Raw genomic sequence first — 16241 nt, 5'->3', positions numbered from 1 at the left:
TCAGCGCTCCTCAATCAGAGTAATTTGGTCATAGGGCGCTTTGGGGCGCCCCGTGCCACGTGCGAGTGTCGCAATCGCGGCTTCGATTTTGTTTTTGTGTTCAGCCATCCAGACATAGGCCGTCTGATGAGAGGGGCGCGCGCCGATCAACCGCATATCCGCCGCCAGCCGCTCTGGGACAAGCGCAGTGACTGTGCGGCTATCGATCTGAACGTCAACACGGTAGCATTCAGTTTCTGGATCGCGCCCCCTGATCTCCATTAGCGGTAGGTCACCTGTTTCACTGCCGCGATCACCTCATCGGTGGTAATCAGCGCCAGCTTTTCCAAGTTCGCGGCGTAGGGCATCGGAACATCCTTGCCGGTGCAGTTGATGACCGGCGCGTCGAGATAATCGAACGCCTCCTGCATTACGACCGAACTGATGTAGCTGCCGACCGAGCCTTGCGGCCAGCCTTCTTCGACGGTCACCAGACGGTTGGTTTTCATCACCGAGTTGATGATCGCACCGGTGTCCATCGGGCGGATGGTGCGCAGGTCAATAACCTCAGCGCTGATGCCCTCTTCGGCCAGCTTGTCGGCGGCTTCCAGTGCATATTGCATACCGATGCCGAAGCTGACGATGGTCACATCCGAACCTTCGCGCCAGATGCGGGCTTTGCCCAGCGGGACGGTCAGGTCATCCACCTGCGGTACGTCGAAGGACCGCCCGTAGAGGATTTCGTTTTCCAGGAAGACCACCGGGTTGGGGTCGCGGATCGCCGATTTCAGCAGACCTTTGGCGTCGGCTGCCGAGTAGGGCATGACGACTTTCAGACCGGGGATCTGCATGTACCATGCGGCGTAGTCCTGGCTGTGCTGCGCGGCCACGCGGGCGGCGGCACCGTTGGGGCCACGGAACACGATGGGGCAGCCCATCTGACCGCCGGACATATAGAGCGTCTTGGCGGCGGAGTTAATGATCTGGTCAATTGCCTGCATGGCGAAGTTGAAGGTCATGAACTCGACAATTGGTTTGAGGCCACCAAATGCTGAACCCACGGCGATACCGGCAAAGCCATGCTCGGTGATCGGGGTGTCGATCACGCGTTTGGGGCCGAATTCGTCCAGCAGACCCTGGCTGATTTTGTAAGCGCCCTGATATTCGGCGACTTCTTCACCCATCAGGTAGACGTCTCCGTCGCCGCGCATTTCCTCGGCCATCGCATCGCGGAGCGCTTCGCGGACGGTTTCGGATTTCATCTCGGCATCGGCAGGCCAATCCGGCGACAGGTCAACGACCGGAGCGGCTGGGGCCGACGCGGGAGCGGGGGCCTCAACCGCCGCAGGGGCGGCCTCGGTCACCGCTGCGGCTGCAGGCGCAGCCGCGGGCAGGGCAGAGGCGTCTTCGCCTTCCTCTACAAGGATCGCAATGGGGGTGTTCACCTTGACCCCCTCGGTGCCTTCCTCGATCAGGATCTTGCCAACGATACCTTCATCGACGGCTTCGAACTCCATCGTCGCCTTGTCGGTTTCGATCTCGGCCATGATATCGCCAGAAGATACGGTGTCGCCTTCCTTGACCAGCCATTTGGCCAGCGTGCCCTCTTCCATTGTGGGCGAAAGGGCGGGCATGAGAATTTCGGTTGCCATGTCTTATTCGTCCTCTCAGGCGTAGATATCAGTCCAGAGCTCGTCCAATGCGGGCTCGGGGCTTTCTTTTGAGAATTCGGCGGCCTGGTTGACGACCTCTTTGATCTCTTTATCGATCGCTTTCAGGTCATCTTCGGTCGCGTGTTTGCCGGTCAGCAGCAGCTCGCGCACGTGTTCGATGGGGTCGCTTTGCTCGCGGACCTTCTGAACCTCTTCGCGGGTGCGGTACTTGGCCGGGTCGGACATCGAGTGGCCACGGTAGCGATAGGTTTTGACTTCAAGGATGTACGGGCCCTTGCCCGCGCGGCAGTGTGCGACGGCCTTTTCGCCAGCGGCTTTGACCGCCAGCACGTCCATACCGTTGACGATCTCGCCGGGGATGCCGAACGCCTCGCCGCGCACGTATATGTCTGGCGAGGAGGTCGAACGCGCCTGCGCCGTGCCCATCGCATATTGGTTGTTCTCGATCACGAAGACGACCGGCAGATCCCAGAGGGCGGCCATGTTGAAGGTCTCATAGACCTGACCCTGGTTGGCTGCGCCGTCCCCGAAATAGGTGAAGGTGACGCCACCGTTTTCCTTGTACTTGTCGGCAAAGGCCAGACCTGCGCCGAGCGGGACCTGCGCGCCGACGATGCCGTGACCGCCGTAGAAATGCTTCTCTTTCGAGAACATATGCATCGAGCCGCCCTTGCCTTTGGACAGGCCACCCTCGCGCCCGGTGAGTTCGGCCATGACGCCGCCCGGATCCATGCCGCAAGCCAGCATGTGTCCGTGGTCGCGATAAGAGGTGATCCGCTTGTCGCCTTCTTTCGCGGCAGCCTCGAGACCGACAACAACCGCCTCTTGTCCGATGTAAAGGTGGCAGAACCCGCCGATCAGACCCATGCCGTATAGCTGGCCTGCCTTTTCTTCGAATCGACGGATCAGCAGCATCTCGCGGTAGTACGTGGTCAGTTCTTCCGCAGAAACATTTGGTTTCTTTGTGGTTTTTCGCGCAGCCATAGTGGCGAACTCCCCCTTTCGGCAAGATAGTTTAGCGTTAAACTATCTATTAAAGCATTTCCTGCCGCCTGGCGAGTGATAATGTGACGCAGCGTCGCTTTACGCGCCTTCTGGCCGGGAGAATTGAAAAAAACAAAGGGTTACCAAGATTTTTCGACGAAAAATCTCTACGACCCTCAGCGAATGACGATTTCGTCCGCGCGGATCATCCCGAGAACGGATCGCGCCTGTTGATCCAGCAGGTCGAGGTCCAGATAGGTGTCCGAAAGCCGACGCGTCAGGTTTTCCATCTCGGTGATTTCCGCCCGCAGCTCCGCCAGATCGCGTGACAGGGCGTCCCGTTCCGCTGCAATTTCGACACGTCGAAACAAGCCGAAATCGCCCTGCACGGCGGCGAAGGTGAAATACACACCCAGCATGAATGCAACCATGAAGAAAACAACTGCGCCCAAACCGGGCCGACTGGAACGGGACACTCTGCTTACCGCCGTATGAATACTGCCTCGAAACGAGCCCTTTCGCGGGCTTCTGTCAGCACTATGTCACAGGTGATTCGGCTTGTGAATCCCTTATGTCGCCAAATATCGCCATCAGCGGCAATTGTGATTGCATGGCCTTCTGTTGCGGGTTTGAGAAAGCAGGAAGCAGAACCGGCACGGTTGCGGGTCTCATGGCAAATCGCGTGGAATACCATGAGAGGTAACTACGAACCGCAAGCTCCGCCAAAAGCTCTCCCGTGGCTTACTGCTCGAGTGCCGCGACACCGGGCAGGGTTTTGCCTTCCATCCACTCCAGAAACGCGCCGCCTGCTGTTGAGATATACGAGAAATCTTTGGCTGCATCCGATGCGTTCAACGCTGCAACTGTGTCGCCGCCACCGGCAACCGAGACGAGTTTTCCAGCGCGCGTCAGCTCTGCCGCCTTGAGGGCCGCCGCGTTTGTCGCCGCGTCAAAGGGGGCGATTTCAAACGCGCCGAGTGGGCCGTTCCAGATCAAAGTCTGGCTCTTGTCAAAAATCCCGACAACAGCTGCGACGCTTTCGGGACCTGCGTCCAGGATCATGCCGTCTTCGGTGCATTGGTCCGCAGGTAGAATCTGATGCGGCGCGTTGGCTTCGAATTTTTCCGCCACAACAATATCGGTGGGCAAAACAATGCTGCAGCCCGAGGTTTCCGCCTTCGCCATAATCTCGGCAGCGGTGTCTTTCATGGCGGTTTCCGCCAGCGACTTACCCACATTCACCCCTTTTGCGACAAGGAAGGTATTGGCCATGCCACCACCGATCACCAAATAGTCGACCTTGTCGATCAGGTTGCCCAGCAACTCCAGCTTGGTCGATACCTTCGCCCCGCCCACAACGGCTGTTACGGGGCGTTTAGGCGCACCCAACGCGCCCTCCAGGGCCTCCAACTCGGCCTGCATCAGACGACCAGCACAAGCGGGCAGCAAACGCGCGATGGCTTCGGTCGAGCTGTGGGCGCGGTGGGCGGCAGAGAAGGCGTCGTTGCAGTAGATGTCGCCCAGCTTGGCCATACCGGCAGCCAAATCGGCGTTATTCTTGGTTTCGGCCGCATGGAAACGCGTGTTCTCAAGCAGCAGCACCTGTCCGGCCTGCAATTGCCCGGCGGCCAGTTCAGCCTCAGCCCCGACGCAATCGGCGGCGAACAGAACGGTGGCACCGAAAGCGCTTTCAAGGGTCGGGACCAATTGTTTCAAGGACAGTTCTTCGCGCCGCTCGCCGCCCGGTCTGCCGAAATGCGCCAGCAGAATCGGTGCACCACCCGCAGCAAGGATATCGCGCACGGTCGGCACGATGCGCTGAATGCGGGTGGCGTCGGTCACAACACCGTCAGCAACCGGCACGTTGATATCAACGCGCACCAACACGCGTTTGCCGCTTAGCTCCATGTCATCCAGTGTTTTCCATGTCATCGTGCTGTCCTTGTTCTGCAAACCGGTTTAGGCGGTTCTTTTCCTGCATTTTGCCCTCAGGTCAATGCGTCACTTGGCATTCACGCGCATGGCGCATAGGTATTTGCGCAAGACAAACGACAGGAGGGCCAGATGGCCGAGATCAAGGATCCCGAAAACACAATCATCATCGAGCTGAAAGACGGCAACGTCGTGATCGAGCTGCTGCCGGATGTGGCCCCTCAGCACAGCGCTCGCATGAAAGAGCTGGCCCGGGGAGGGGAGTATGACAACGTGGCGTTCCACCGTGTGATTGACGGCTTCATGGCGCAAACCGGTGACGTGCAGCACGGTGATATGGAAGACGGGTTCAACTTGCGTATGGCGGGTACTGGCGGATCATCTCTGCCGAATGTTCCGGCGGAATTCTCGAAGCTGCCCCATGATCGCGGCACGTTGGGCGCAGCACGGTCTCAGAACCCGGATTCGGCCAACTCGCAGTTCTTCATCAACTTCAAGGACAACCATTTCCTGAACGGCCAGTATACGGTCTATGGACGCGTGATTGACGGGATGGAGCATGTGGATGCCATCGTGCGCGGCGAGCCACCCGCAAGCCCTGACCGCATGATCAGCGTCAAGGTGGCCGCCGATGCATAAACTGGCCGCTGTAGTTGCCTTGCTGGCCAGCCCCGCGCTGGCCACTGGGCTTGAGATCGAAATCGAAGGCGAGGGTGCCAATGGCACCGTCACCATTGACCTGTTCGATGATCTGGCCCCGAAACATGTTGAACAGATCAGCACTCTTGCCGCCGAGGGCAAGTATGATGGCGTGGTGTTCCACCGCGTGATCGAGGGCTTCATGGCCCAGACCGGGGATGTAGAGCATGGTTTGCTGGGCAGCGATCTGCGCCGCGCAGGCACAGGCGGCTCGGATCGGCCAGATCTTCCGGCCGAGTTTTCGGATTATAACTATGACCGGGGCGTTGTCGGCATGGCACGTGCGCAGGACCCCAACAGCGCGAACTCGCAATTCTTCATTATGTTTGCGCCGGGCCCGTTTCTGAACGGTCAGTACACTGTGGTCGGTCAGGTTACCGAGGGTATGGAGGTCGTGGATTCGATCAAACGCGGTGATGGTCCAAACGGCGCGGTGATCGGTCAGCCGGACGTGATGAAGAAGGTTACTGTCACGGAATAAGAAATTGGCCCCGGTGCTGTTTCGCATCGGGGCCTTTCTCGCCTGAAGCCGACCTCTGGCAATGTGCGCAACTGCTGAACGCAGCCCGTATCGCTGACACATGACCACGAACTCATGGTTTCGAAGCGGAATGCGTTCGCCAGCGGTTGCTCCTGGATACAGTCGGCGGGTGGTTGACGGGCGAGCTCGTTGACGGACAAGCCCCCACTAAATTATGCTTTTTGAATGACCAGCGGAAAGTATTTTGACGATCTGTCAGTTGGAGACACCTTCGAAACCGGTGGGATTACACTCACCGAAGGCGCGATTATCGACTTTGCACTTACCTACGACCCGCAGCCTTTCCATGTGGATAAAGTGGCGGCGGCAGAGTCAATTTTCGGTGGGATCATTGCCAGCGGCTTTCAAACCATTGCTCTTACCTTCCGGCTGTTTCGTGACACGGGTGTTCTAACCGGCACGAACTTGGGCGGCCATGGCATGGACGAAGTGCGGTGGATGGCGCCCGTATTTCCGGGCGACACGCTCCGCGCGCGCGTTTCGGTCGAGGTGCTCACGCCATCACGCTCGAAGCCCGATCGCGGGACCGTTCGATTCCGCTATCGGACTTACAATCAAAAAGATGTCGAGGTGCTCAATCTGATCATGGACCACGTAATGGCGCGGCGGGCGTAAGCCTGTCTGCCGTTATGTCGCGGAACGTGGGTCTGGACTTGTAAGCCATCAGTCGTCGCCCATCGCCCGCCAGATCACCGCACCTATGGCGGCTCCGATCAGGGGGGCAACCCAGAACAGCCATAGCTGCGCAAGGGCAGGGCCATCCGCGAACAGGGCAACTCCGGTAGAGCGCGCCGGATTGACGGATGTGTTCGTCACCGGAATCGAAATCAGATGGATCAACGTCAGTCCCAGCCCGATGGCGATCGGGGCAAATCCTTCGGGTGCAAAATTCGATGTCGCGCCAAGAATGATGATGATGAAAAACGCCGTCATCACGATCTCGATCACCAGCGCGGACATCAGCGAATACCCTTCAGGGGATGCCGCGCCGTATCCGTTAGAGGCAAAGCCGCCAACACCTTCAAACCCAGGCGCGCCACTGACGATGAGATAGAGGACAACCGCCGCAGCAATTGCGCCCAATACCTGTGCGATCCAATAGGGGATCAGGTCCTTCGCCTCAAACCGCCCGCCGATCATCAACCCCAGGCTGACCGCCGGGTTGAAGTGCCCGCCCGAGATATGTCCGACCGCGTAAGCCATGGTCAGGACGGTCAGGCCAAAGGCAAAGGATACACCCAACCAGCCGATACCGACATCGGCCACACCGGCCGCCAGCACCGCGCTGCCGCATCCACCCAGCACCAGCCAGAACGTGCCGAAGAATTCGGCCATGAGTTTTGATGACATGAAAAGCCCTCCAGATATCAACAAGTTTCAGGGTAATGCAGAAATTTTGTTTTGTGAAACTGAACTATTGGGCTCGTACGGAACGGTAACTCATGCCCACGAATATCGGAAAGGCCACTTGGGGGATTTTGCCACGCGTTTTCGCGGCCATATCCACGCAACACTTCCGGGTTTCGCACGAATTTCGCGTTATTTGTGGGTGGTGGCGGTGACAATTCCAACCACATCTTCATTACTGTTTCCGAAACAAGCTCATGTTCACGAAAAAGTTGACTGACCGCTAGGAATGAGGCGAAATTGTGGCGGGTTTGGGTAACCAGTGTGTGGGATAAGTGTTATGAAACTAAGATATTTGAGGCAACTTGCCGTTGCCTCTGTGATGGCCGTTGGCCTCACTTTGATTTCAGAAAAAGCAGAAGCAATGTCGCTGCCAAGCGTGACCGGAGATTATTCGGGCACGTATAATCTTGGGGATGCGTTTCCGTCGCATGGTCTATGGCTTCCCAATTTTAAGAATGGGGCGTCAACAACATGGACCGTGACAGACGGTAAATTGAAATACGATCAGAATGCCGGAACATTGAACCTGTTGGGCAATGTGACCAATAATTCAAACTCCGCTCTGAAACTGCAGTTTGACTTTAGCCTCAATCAAATCGCGCATGCCGGGTCACCGGCGTGTGGCAGGCCCGGTTGTTCCAATCCGACGCCGGACATGGTCTCAAACGTCAAATACTTCGATTTCAGCAGCGCCATTTTGCGCGGGGTATCTGGCGTATTGTCAGGTTTGACCCTCGATCTGGCGATCAAGCCGGCCGATGGAACAAAACCACCACAATTCGGTTATGGCGCGAACTGGGTCGACCTGAATTTCGGGTATTCCAATTGGTTCTACTGGACGGCATCGGCCGCCGAACTGGCGACGTATGGGCTCAAGTCCACCGGGGGGTCCGGTGATGTGAACTTTAACGTGTCGCCCGTGCCGCTGCCGGCAGCTGGTTGGTTGATGGTTGCGGGCATCGGGTCGTTGGGGGCAATGCGGCGCTGGCGAAGACGACCGGCCACAGCCTGACAAAACAAAACGCCGCAAAATCAGTTTGCGGCGTTTTTCTTTAGATTGAATTCAGCGCGCTTACTGCTTCACTTCCGCCGCCGGATTGGCACCGGCTTTGCCGCTGCGGCCCGGGTTCAGGGGGTCGTCCTGGCGTTGCACGGAACCTTCGAAATGCGCGCCGCTTTCGATTGCGATGGTTTTGTGGATGATGTCGCCTTCGACACGCGCGGTCGAAGTCAGGCGAACCTTCAGGCCACGGACGCGGCCCACGATGCGGCCATTGACCACAACGTCGTCAGCGGTCACTTCGCCCTTGATCGTTGCGGTCTCGCCGATTGTCAGCAGGTGCGCGCGAATGTCGCCTTCGACCGTGCCTTCAACCTGAATGTCACCCGAAGTTTTCATGTTTCCGGTGACATGCAGATCTGATGACAGAACCGATGCCGGAGGTTTTGGCTTGGGTGCTGTGCTGGGCCTTGATTCAGCGGGGGCAGGGGCCGCCGGAGTGGCCGGAGCCGCAGGTTTTACTGCCTCAGTCTCTTTTGAACCGGGCTCGTTGATTTTGCTCTTAGAAAACATTTCTCGCAGCCTTGATATAGGTCATTGGGTTAACAGGTTTACCGTTCACGCGCACTTCGTAGTGAAGGTGGGTGCCGGTCGACCGTCCGGTGCTACCCATATCAGCAATATGATCCCCGCGCGAGACCCTTTGACCAACCTTTACGCGTAACTTCGTGTTATGCGCATAAAGTGTCTCAATTCCGAAGGCGTGCTTGATCTTGACCAGTCGTCCGAAGCCCGATTGCCAGCCCGCATGTGTGACCACACCGTCGGCAGTTGCGAAGATATCGGTGCCTTGTGCACCGGCAAAATCAGCACCATTGTGCATCCGACGACCACCTGTTTTAGGATCGCGGCGGGTGCCATAGCCACTGGTAAAGCGGACTGCTGCGCGCACCGGGCTGGCGAAGGGGGCCTTTTCGGCAGCGATGCGATAGAGGTTCAGCTGATCCATCTGTTGCAGCAGGGTATTGGCGCGCACCTCGTCGGGGGTCAGTTCCTCACCGCGGGTGCTGAAGGATAAAGGGGTCAGCGGACCGCCCATACCGCTATATCCGCGCCGGACCTCTTCGAGGATTCGATCTGTGGGCATGCCTGCGCTGCGGAACATCTTGTCCAGCGGCTCGACCGAGATCACCATGGCCTCTTCCAGCTGGCGGAAGATTTCATCGCTGCGTTCCTGCATCAGCCGGATTTCCAGTTCCAGTTCATCACGCTGATCCAGTGCGCCTTGCGCGTCGGTGGCAATCTGGTCGCGCTGCGCGGCGGTTCGAGCCAGCGCATCAGTCATGAATGCCATCTGGGCGGGGTTGGCGGCGGCCATCATATATGCGCCGCCGCCTTCGGTTGCCTGTTTCAACTCTGCCAGCTCGACGCGCGCGTCTTCGCGTTGTTTCATTGTCGCGCGCAGTTTGGTCTGGATCACTTCGATCCCGGTTTCCAGCTCATGTCGGCGGTTTTCCGAGGCCAGCAGTTCCGATTGCATGACCGAAACCTGCTCCAGCGCCGCATTGAAGCGATCATGGGCGGCCAGTGCTTCGGCGGCGCGGGCGTCCCGCTCTGCCGACAGGATGTTCAGCCGCTCCTGATAGGTTGCCTGATCCCGTTTCGCCTGTTCGCGAAAATTGCCTGACCCGATGTTGTCCATCAGCAGGATCGCGGTAGCCACGGCGGTCCAGCCCACCATCACGGCAACACCCGCGACTGCAACGAATTGCGTCTCGGAACTCAGCCGGATGAATCGTGTATCTGTGTCGGATTTCAGGAAGACCCGGCGTTCGGGAAAGCGTCGCTCGAGCCATGCATGTAGTTTTATTGCCAGACGTGTCCGCACGCGTCTTACCTCAATTGTCCCCATATCCCGGAGCCGGTCGTGAGTGAGTAGCCGCTCCTTGGCCCGATTGCTTAATGGGGCAATTGGTGTTGGGCAAGTTTGTTAACCAATCAACAGTTCCAACCGGAGATTTCCCGCACATTATCGGCGGGAATTCGCCGAAAGCGGTGGAAAAGTCTCAATCCGCTACAACTCCCGGTGGCGGCAGGTCTTCGGTCAGCGGCCAGTAGAAATCCGGCGGCAGCCCGGCCTCGGCGCGCTTTTCCTCGTTGAAGGGCGGTTTGAGTGGGCCGTGGAAGTAACGGCGGACCAACTGGTGGAACACGTCCTTGGGATCGGCGTTCTCGCGTCCGCACAGAAAATGGAACCATTTCGAACCATAGGCCACGTGGCCAACTTCTTCGGCGTAGATCACTTCCAGCGCCGCCACGGCGTCGTCTGCCTTAGCCTTGCGGAAGATGTCGATCATGCCCGGTGTCACGTCCAGCCCGCGCGCCTCTAGCACCATGGGCACGACGGCAAGACGCCCCATCAGATCCTCTGCGGTATCTTCGGCGGCGCGCCACATCCCGGCATGGGCGGGCAGGGCACCGTAATGGCTGCCCATCTGTTCCAGACAATCGCAGACCATCTCGAAATGGCGCGATTCCTCTTCGGCGCATTTGACCCAGTCATCATAGAATCCGATGGGCATGGTCACATGCCCGAAACGCGCGATGATGTCCCAATGCAGATCGACGGCGTTGAGCTCGATATGCGCAACCGCGTGCAACAAGGCGATACGTCCGGCTTCCGAACCGGGCCGCCTGCGCGGCACGTCGCGGGGTGACAGAAGTTCGGGCTGTTCCGGGCGCGCAGGGTTGAGCGGCGGAGAGGCCGTGCCGACCGCGATGTCGGGGGCTTCCCCTTTGCGGGCGGCAAACCAGGATGCGGCATGGCGTTTGGACAAGGCGGTCTTGTCCCGACCGTTGGCTGTGGTCAGAACCTCGGTTGCCATCTGAGTCAGCGTTTTGGTCATTTGCCCCACCTGAATGCCGCGCGGCGGTCTTAAACCTGAACACCGCGCGGGTCGAGAGGTTATAGCGCCTGCACCGCCTCCAGCACTTCGTCGACATGGCCAGGCACTTTGACCTTGCGCCAGACGCGGGCGATGCGGCCGTCAGCGTCGATCAGAAAGGTTGCCCGCTCGATCCCCATGGATTTGCGGCCATACATGTTCTTTTCGACCCACACACCATACTCTTCGCAAACGGTTTGTCCTTCATCGGACAGCATGGTCGTGGTCAAGGCGTGTTTGGCTACGAACTTGTCATGTTTGGCAACCGTATCCTTCGAAATGCCAAAAACGTGAGCACCCGCATCCGTGAACTGCTGCAAATGCTCGGAAAAACCGATGGATTCCTTGGTGCAGCCCGGCGTATCATCGCGGGGATAGAAGAATAAAACGACTTTTTGGCCACGTTGGTCCGACAGTTTGACCTCGCCGCCACCATCTCGGGGCAAGGTAAAGTCGGGGGCGAGGTTTGAGACGTCGGGCATGAGAAAACTCCGGCTGACAAAATGAACGGATGCCATCTATCATAGGGCGCCGCAGACGGGTTGAAAGACGTGAAACGTAAATTGGTCCAGCAAGAACAGCAGGATGCCGATCCCAAGGGCAAAGCGCCGCGCAAAAGGTCGCGTCGGCGCAAGTTCGGGATATGGGCGGGTGGCGGTGTTCTGATCCTGACCTTGTTGGCGGTGCTGACAGCGTTCATGGTCGTTGGCCACAATTTGCACGCCCCCGCATGGGTCCGTGACCGGGTCGAAGCGCGTCTGGATACCGCTTTAGGAGGGGTGCAGGTTCGCTTTGGCGATGTGAGCTTTGTGATCCATAAGGGCTGGCGGCCAAGGCTGCGGCTGTCGGATGTGCAGATCAGCGACGCAGCGGGTCAGCAGATTGCTGAAGTGTCGGACCTGCAGGCATCGCTTGCCATGCGGCCGCTGCTGCGGGGTCAGGTGCGCCCAAAACGCATTATCCTGCAGGGCGCGCAGATTGCATTGACGCGCGGGCTGGACGGTGCCTTGTCGATGACGGTCGGAACTGACAGCGCGCCACTGGGGCAGGCGCCCAATCTGGCCGAGCTGATCGAGGACACGGATATCATGTTCCAGTCTCCGGTCCTGTCGGCGTTGACCGCCGCCCAGATCGACGCGATCACGTTGAATTTTCAAGACCTGCGTCAGGGCCGGTCCTGGGTGCTGGATGGCGGTCATATCCAACTGACCCGGAACCAGCGCACGGTGCGGCTGGCGACCGGATTTTCGGTCCTGTCGGGGCGCGATTTCGTCAGCTCGATCGAGGCGAACTATACCAGTACGCTCGACAGCGCCGAAGCACAGTTCGGTGTGTCGATCACCGATCTGCCCGCCGAGGATTTGGCGGGGCATACCCCGGCACTTGCCTGGATGGAAGTTCTGACCTCGCCCATCTCCGGGGCGTTGCGCGGCAGTATGGATCAGGACGGGGCGCTGGGTCCGGTGTTTGCAACGCTCAATCTGGGCGCAGGGGCCCTGCAACCCAACCTTGAAACCGTGCCGGTCAAATTTGAAAGCGCGCGGACCTATTTCACCTATGATCCGGCGAAACAGATGCTGGACTTCAACGAGGTTTCGATCAACTCGGCCTGGGGGAAAGTGCAGGCCGAAGGCAAGGCCTTCCTGCAAGGGGTCGAGGCAGGTACGCTGGACAGTATGGCCGCACAGTTCCAGCTGAGCGGCATTCAGATCAACCCCGCAGACCTGTTCCCCGAGGACCTGACGCTCAAGCGCGCCGATCTGGATTTTCAGGTCAAGCTGGAACCATTCCAGCTGCGTCTGGGGCAGATGACCGTCGAGGATGGCGAGCATCGTCTGTTTGTGAACGGTGCGCTGGAAGGGCAGACCGAAGGTTGGGCCGCTCAGATCAATGCACAGATTGACGGGATGTCCTCACAACAACTTTTGAATTACTGGCCCGAATTGCTGGCACCCAAGCCGCGCCTTTGGGTGACGGAAAACCTGTATCAGGGCGAAATGTCAGATCTCGATTTCGCCTTGCGCCTGAAACCTGACGAAAAACCAGATGTCTATCTGGATTTCGAGTTCGAACAGACCGAGGTCCGTTTTGCCAAGACCCTGCCGACGATACAGGACGCTCAGGGTCAGGCCAGCCTGCTGAATGGCCGGTTCACTGTCACCGCGCAAGAAGGGATCGTGATTGCTGATGAAGGCGGCGCGGTCGATGCGTCGGGGACGTCGTTCATCATTCCCGACACCGATATCAAGAAATCAGCCCCGGCCATCGCGAGGATACAGGCACGGGGCAGTGTGACAGCTGCTTTGTCTTTGCTGGAGCGACCGCCACTGAACTTGCTCAGCAAAGCCAATCTGCCGGTCGAACTGGCCGCAGGTCAGGTGCAACTGATCGGCACGCTGTCGCTGCCGCTCAAGAAGGGCCTCAAGTTCGAAGACACGCAGTTTCACTTTGATGGCAACCTCGCCAATCTGGACAGCACCAGGCTGGTGCCCGGTTTTGATGTCAGCGCCGGGCTGTTGCAGCTGGACGGGGATCAATCGGGGGTCGAGATCAGTGGCGACGGCTATTTCGGGGATATCCCGCTGAAGGCGCAATGGCGGCAGCCTATCGGCGGAGAGACCGCGCAGCGCAGCCAGTTGGTTGGTCAGATCGAACTGTCGCCGCGTTTGATGGATCAGCTTAACGCGGGGCTGCCCCGTGGTATGTTGACCGGGTTGGGCCAGGCGGATTTCACGCTGGATATCGGCGCAGGAGCGCCGCCAAAGCTGACCGCCCAGTCCGATCTGGTCGGTGTTGGTCTGGCCATTCCCGAACTGGGCTGGCGCAAGGCCGCCAGCAGCAGCGGTACTCTGACCACCGAAGTGACGCTGGGATCGGCCCTCAGCGTGGATTCGCTGCGGATCAACGCGTCGGGACTGCGGGCGCTGGCATCTATCTCGTTCCGCGACGGCGGCTTTGACCGCGTCACATTCAGTTCTTTTGAGTTGGGAAACTGGCTGGCGGTTCCGGCGGTCCTGATCGGGCGAGGGTCGGCCGTACCGGATATCCGTGTTTTGGGAGGCGTGCTGAACCTTGCTAAATCCACGATCGGCGAAGGCGGCGGGGGTGGCAGTGGCGGCGGTGGGCAAGGCCCGAAGCTTGATGTGAAACTGGACCGTTTGCAGGTGACCGAGACGGTCGCGCTGACCGGTCTCAATGGCGCGTTTCAGACAACCGGCGGTCTGACGGGTGGGTTCACTGCGCAGGTCAACGGCGGCGCGCCGGTCAAAGGCCAGGTGACCCCGCGGGCAGCGCGCAGCGCGGTTGAGCTGACCTCGGCGGATGCGGGCGCGGTTTTGCGTTCGGCGGGGATTATCACGCAGGCGCAAAAGGGCACGCTGGATCTTCAGCTTGAACCTGTCGCAGGCCCTGGCAATTACGACGTGGACCTCAAGATCAAAAACACCCGGGTCAAGGACGCCCCGGCCATGGCGGCCTTGCTGAACGCGATCAGCCTTGTGGGGCTGATCGACGAAATGGCCGGACAAGGCATCTTCTTTTCCTCGATTGACAGCAAGATGCGGATCACCCCGACTGAAGTCAAAATCCTCAGCGGCAGCGCCGTAGGCCCTTCGATGGGTTTGTCTTTTGATGGTACGGTCAACACGGTGGCGGGTCTTCTGGACCTGCGCGGCGCGATCTCTCCGATTTATCTGGTGAACGCCATTGGCAGCGTGTTGACCCGAAAGGGCGAGGGGGTGTTTGCCTTCAACTATACGCTCAAAGGACCATTACGGGACCCGAAAGTGTCGGTGAACCCGCTATCGGGGCTGGCCCCGTTGTTTTTGCGTAACCTGATGCGTGCGCCGGCCCCCACGGTGTCAGACGGACCAAACGCTTCGCCTGTGAACAGGGATAAACCCAATCCCGCGCTGCTTCACCGGGGCGAAGACCGCTAGCGATCAGCGGTGGCCGAATCTGTTCGGGCCTTGTAAGGCGCGCGCATGAAGCTGAGTGATTTCGATTTCCACCTGCCTGAGGACTTGATTGCCACCCGACCCGCCAGCCCCCGCAGCGCGGCGCGGTTGCTGGTGGCACAGGGCGAGCGCATCGGGGACCGCCATGTGTTCGACCTGCCAGACATCCTACGGCCCGGTGACCGTCTGGTGTTGAACGACACGCGGGTTATCCCGGCAAGGCTCAGCGGGCGACGGCATCGCAATAGCGCTCAGGGCCCGGTGTCCGCCGCCATCGAAGCCACATTGCTGGATCCGCAAGCGGATGGAAGCTGGGCGGCCCTGATCAAACCTTTGAAAAAAGTGAGGCCGGGGGAAGAGATTGTGTTCTCTGACGATCTGACCGCCCATCTGGACCGGGTCGAGGGCGGGCAGGCCTATCTGCGGTTCAACCTGACCGGCGAAGACTTTGACCGCGCGCTGGAACAGGCAGGCGCGATGCCGTTGCCGCCTTATATCGCCGCCAAACGAGCGGCGGATGAACAGGACAAAACCGATTATCAAACCGTCTGGGCGCGCCGGTCAGGGGCCGTGGCCGCCCCCACTGCGTCGCTGCATTTTGACGAGGTATTGTTGCAGGCACTTAAGGAACACGGCATCACTTTTACGCATGTCACGCTGCACGTTGGTGCGGGGACCTTCCTGCCGGTCAAGGTCGAAGACGTAACGACCCACAAAATGCATGCAGAATGGGGACAGGTCAGCCCACAAGCCGCCGCCGAGATCCAAGCGACCAAAAACGCAGGCGGACGCGTGATCCCGGTGGGCACGACAGCACTGCGGTTGATCGAAAGCGCATCGCGCGAGGGCGCTATCCAGCCCTGGGAAGGCGAAACCGATATCTTCATCTACCCCGGCTTTCGGTTCCAAGTGACCGATGCGCTGATGACCAATTTTCACCTGCCAAAATCCACGCTTTTGATGCTGGTTTCCGCGCTGATGGGGCAGGACCGGGTCCGGGCAATTTACGATCACGCAATCTTCAACCGCTATCGCTTTTTCTCATACGGGGACGCGTCGCTTTTGATCCCTTAACCGTGTTTTTTTGACAGAGTGTTAGGACAAACTCGTAGACAAATCTGA

Annotated in this window: 17 protein-coding genes; 7 read left to right on the top strand and 10 right to left on the bottom strand. The window is 59.1% G+C overall.

The features are described 5' to 3' along the window. From ACRZ9X_RS01325 to ACRZ9X_RS01305, 5 genes are all read right to left on the bottom strand, one after another. Nucleotides 1-261 (bottom strand): hypothetical protein, encoded by a 261-nt coding sequence (locus tag ACRZ9X_RS01325; RefSeq protein ID WP_480515420.1) that lies wholly within the window; start codon nucleotides 259-261, stop codon nucleotides 1-3. After that, the gene (locus tag ACRZ9X_RS01320; RefSeq protein WP_480515418.1) at nucleotides 261-1631 is read right to left on the bottom strand and encodes a pyruvate dehydrogenase complex E1 component subunit beta; all 1371 of its coding nucleotides are present in this window, start codon (nucleotides 1629-1631) and stop codon (nucleotides 261-263) included. Before ACRZ9X_RS01320 ends, ACRZ9X_RS01325 begins: the two co-directional genes overlap by 1 nt. A 15-nt stretch (nucleotides 1632-1646) precedes the next feature. Then, entirely contained in the window at nucleotides 1647-2636 is a 990-nt protein-coding gene (gene pdhA, locus ACRZ9X_RS01315; RefSeq protein WP_480515417.1) for a pyruvate dehydrogenase (acetyl-transferring) E1 component subunit alpha, read from the bottom strand. 176 nt (nucleotides 2637-2812) lie between these two features. After that, nucleotides 2813-3112 carry an FtsB family cell division protein gene (locus ACRZ9X_RS01310; protein WP_480515415.1) on the bottom strand — a complete coding sequence of 100 codons (300 nt, stop codon included), beginning with the start codon at nucleotides 3110-3112 and terminating at the stop codon, nucleotides 2813-2815. Between the two features lie 265 nt (nucleotides 3113-3377). Next, on the bottom strand, nucleotides 3378-4568 hold the full coding sequence (locus ACRZ9X_RS01305; RefSeq protein WP_480515414.1) for a phosphoglycerate kinase: 1191 nt from the start codon (nucleotides 4566-4568) through the stop codon (nucleotides 3378-3380). Between the two features lie 132 nt (nucleotides 4569-4700). On the opposite strand from ACRZ9X_RS01305, the gene ACRZ9X_RS01300 reads away from it, so the two are divergent. The 3 genes from ACRZ9X_RS01300 to ACRZ9X_RS01290 all read left to right on the top strand — a co-directional run bounded on the left by ACRZ9X_RS01300 (nucleotide 4701) and on the right by ACRZ9X_RS01290 (nucleotide 6423). After that, entirely contained in the window at nucleotides 4701-5207 is a 507-nt protein-coding gene (locus ACRZ9X_RS01300; RefSeq protein WP_170793244.1) for a peptidylprolyl isomerase, read from the top strand. After that, nucleotides 5200-5748: a peptidylprolyl isomerase gene (locus ACRZ9X_RS01295; protein WP_480515412.1), complete on the top strand. Its 549-nt coding sequence runs from the start codon at nucleotides 5200-5202 to the stop codon at nucleotides 5746-5748. The genes ACRZ9X_RS01300 and ACRZ9X_RS01295 overlap by 8 nt, the downstream gene beginning before the upstream one ends. A gap of 225 nt (nucleotides 5749-5973) precedes the next feature. Next, on the top strand, nucleotides 5974-6423 hold the full coding sequence (locus ACRZ9X_RS01290) for a MaoC family dehydratase (protein WP_480515410.1): 450 nt from the start codon (nucleotides 5974-5976) through the stop codon (nucleotides 6421-6423). A gap of 48 nt (nucleotides 6424-6471) precedes the next feature. On the opposite strand, the gene aqpZ is transcribed toward ACRZ9X_RS01290, so the two are convergent. After that, nucleotides 6472-7158, bottom strand: a complete 687-nt coding sequence (gene aqpZ / locus ACRZ9X_RS01285) for an aquaporin Z (RefSeq protein WP_480515408.1) — start codon at nucleotides 7156-7158, stop codon at nucleotides 6472-6474. On the opposite strand from aqpZ, the gene ACRZ9X_RS01280 reads away from it, so the two are divergent. Together ACRZ9X_RS01280 and ACRZ9X_RS01275 are read left to right on the top strand one after the other, a co-directional pair. Continuing rightward, on the top strand, nucleotides 7142-7435 hold the full coding sequence (locus tag ACRZ9X_RS01280) for a hypothetical protein (protein ID WP_480515407.1): 294 nt from the start codon (nucleotides 7142-7144) through the stop codon (nucleotides 7433-7435). The genes aqpZ and ACRZ9X_RS01280 overlap by 17 nt on opposite strands. A gap of 102 nt (nucleotides 7436-7537) precedes the next feature. Continuing rightward, nucleotides 7538-8230, top strand: a complete 693-nt coding sequence (locus ACRZ9X_RS01275) for a VPLPA-CTERM sorting domain-containing protein (protein WP_480515892.1) — start codon at nucleotides 7538-7540, stop codon at nucleotides 8228-8230. Between the two features lie 60 nt (nucleotides 8231-8290). Here ACRZ9X_RS01275 and ACRZ9X_RS01270 read toward each other — a convergent pair whose 3' ends face one another. The 4 genes from ACRZ9X_RS01270 to ACRZ9X_RS01255 form a co-directional block, all read right to left on the bottom strand. Continuing rightward, the gene (locus tag ACRZ9X_RS01270; protein WP_480515405.1) at nucleotides 8291-8791 is read right to left on the bottom strand and encodes a bactofilin family protein; all 501 of its coding nucleotides are present in this window, start codon (nucleotides 8789-8791) and stop codon (nucleotides 8291-8293) included. Beyond that, entirely contained in the window at nucleotides 8781-10106 is a 1326-nt protein-coding gene (locus ACRZ9X_RS01265) for a DUF5930 domain-containing protein (RefSeq protein WP_480515403.1), read from the bottom strand. Before ACRZ9X_RS01265 ends, ACRZ9X_RS01270 begins: the two co-directional genes overlap by 11 nt. A gap of 178 nt (nucleotides 10107-10284) precedes the next feature. Further along, nucleotides 10285-11124, bottom strand: coding sequence for a ferritin-like domain-containing protein (locus ACRZ9X_RS01260; protein WP_480515401.1), 840 nt, complete (start codon nucleotides 11122-11124; stop codon nucleotides 10285-10287). Between the two features lie 59 nt (nucleotides 11125-11183). Continuing rightward, nucleotides 11184-11645 carry a peroxiredoxin gene (locus ACRZ9X_RS01255; protein WP_480515399.1) on the bottom strand — a complete coding sequence of 154 codons (462 nt, stop codon included), beginning with the start codon at nucleotides 11643-11645 and terminating at the stop codon, nucleotides 11184-11186. Between the two features lie 69 nt (nucleotides 11646-11714). Here ACRZ9X_RS01255 and ACRZ9X_RS01250 point away from each other — a divergent pair, with 69 nt between their 5' ends. Continuing rightward, entirely contained in the window at nucleotides 11715-15101 is a 3387-nt protein-coding gene (locus tag ACRZ9X_RS01250) for a YhdP family protein (protein ID WP_480515397.1), read from the top strand. A 45-nt stretch (nucleotides 15102-15146) separates the two neighbouring features. Further along, nucleotides 15147-16193, top strand: a complete 1047-nt coding sequence (gene queA, locus ACRZ9X_RS01245; RefSeq protein ID WP_480515395.1) for a tRNA preQ1(34) S-adenosylmethionine ribosyltransferase-isomerase QueA — start codon at nucleotides 15147-15149, stop codon at nucleotides 16191-16193. Nucleotides 16194-16241: the final 48 nt, after the last annotated feature.

This window comes from Ruegeria sp. AL1, from assembly GCF_056540905.1.
This window is presented reverse-complemented; position numbering and strand designations above follow the sequence as displayed.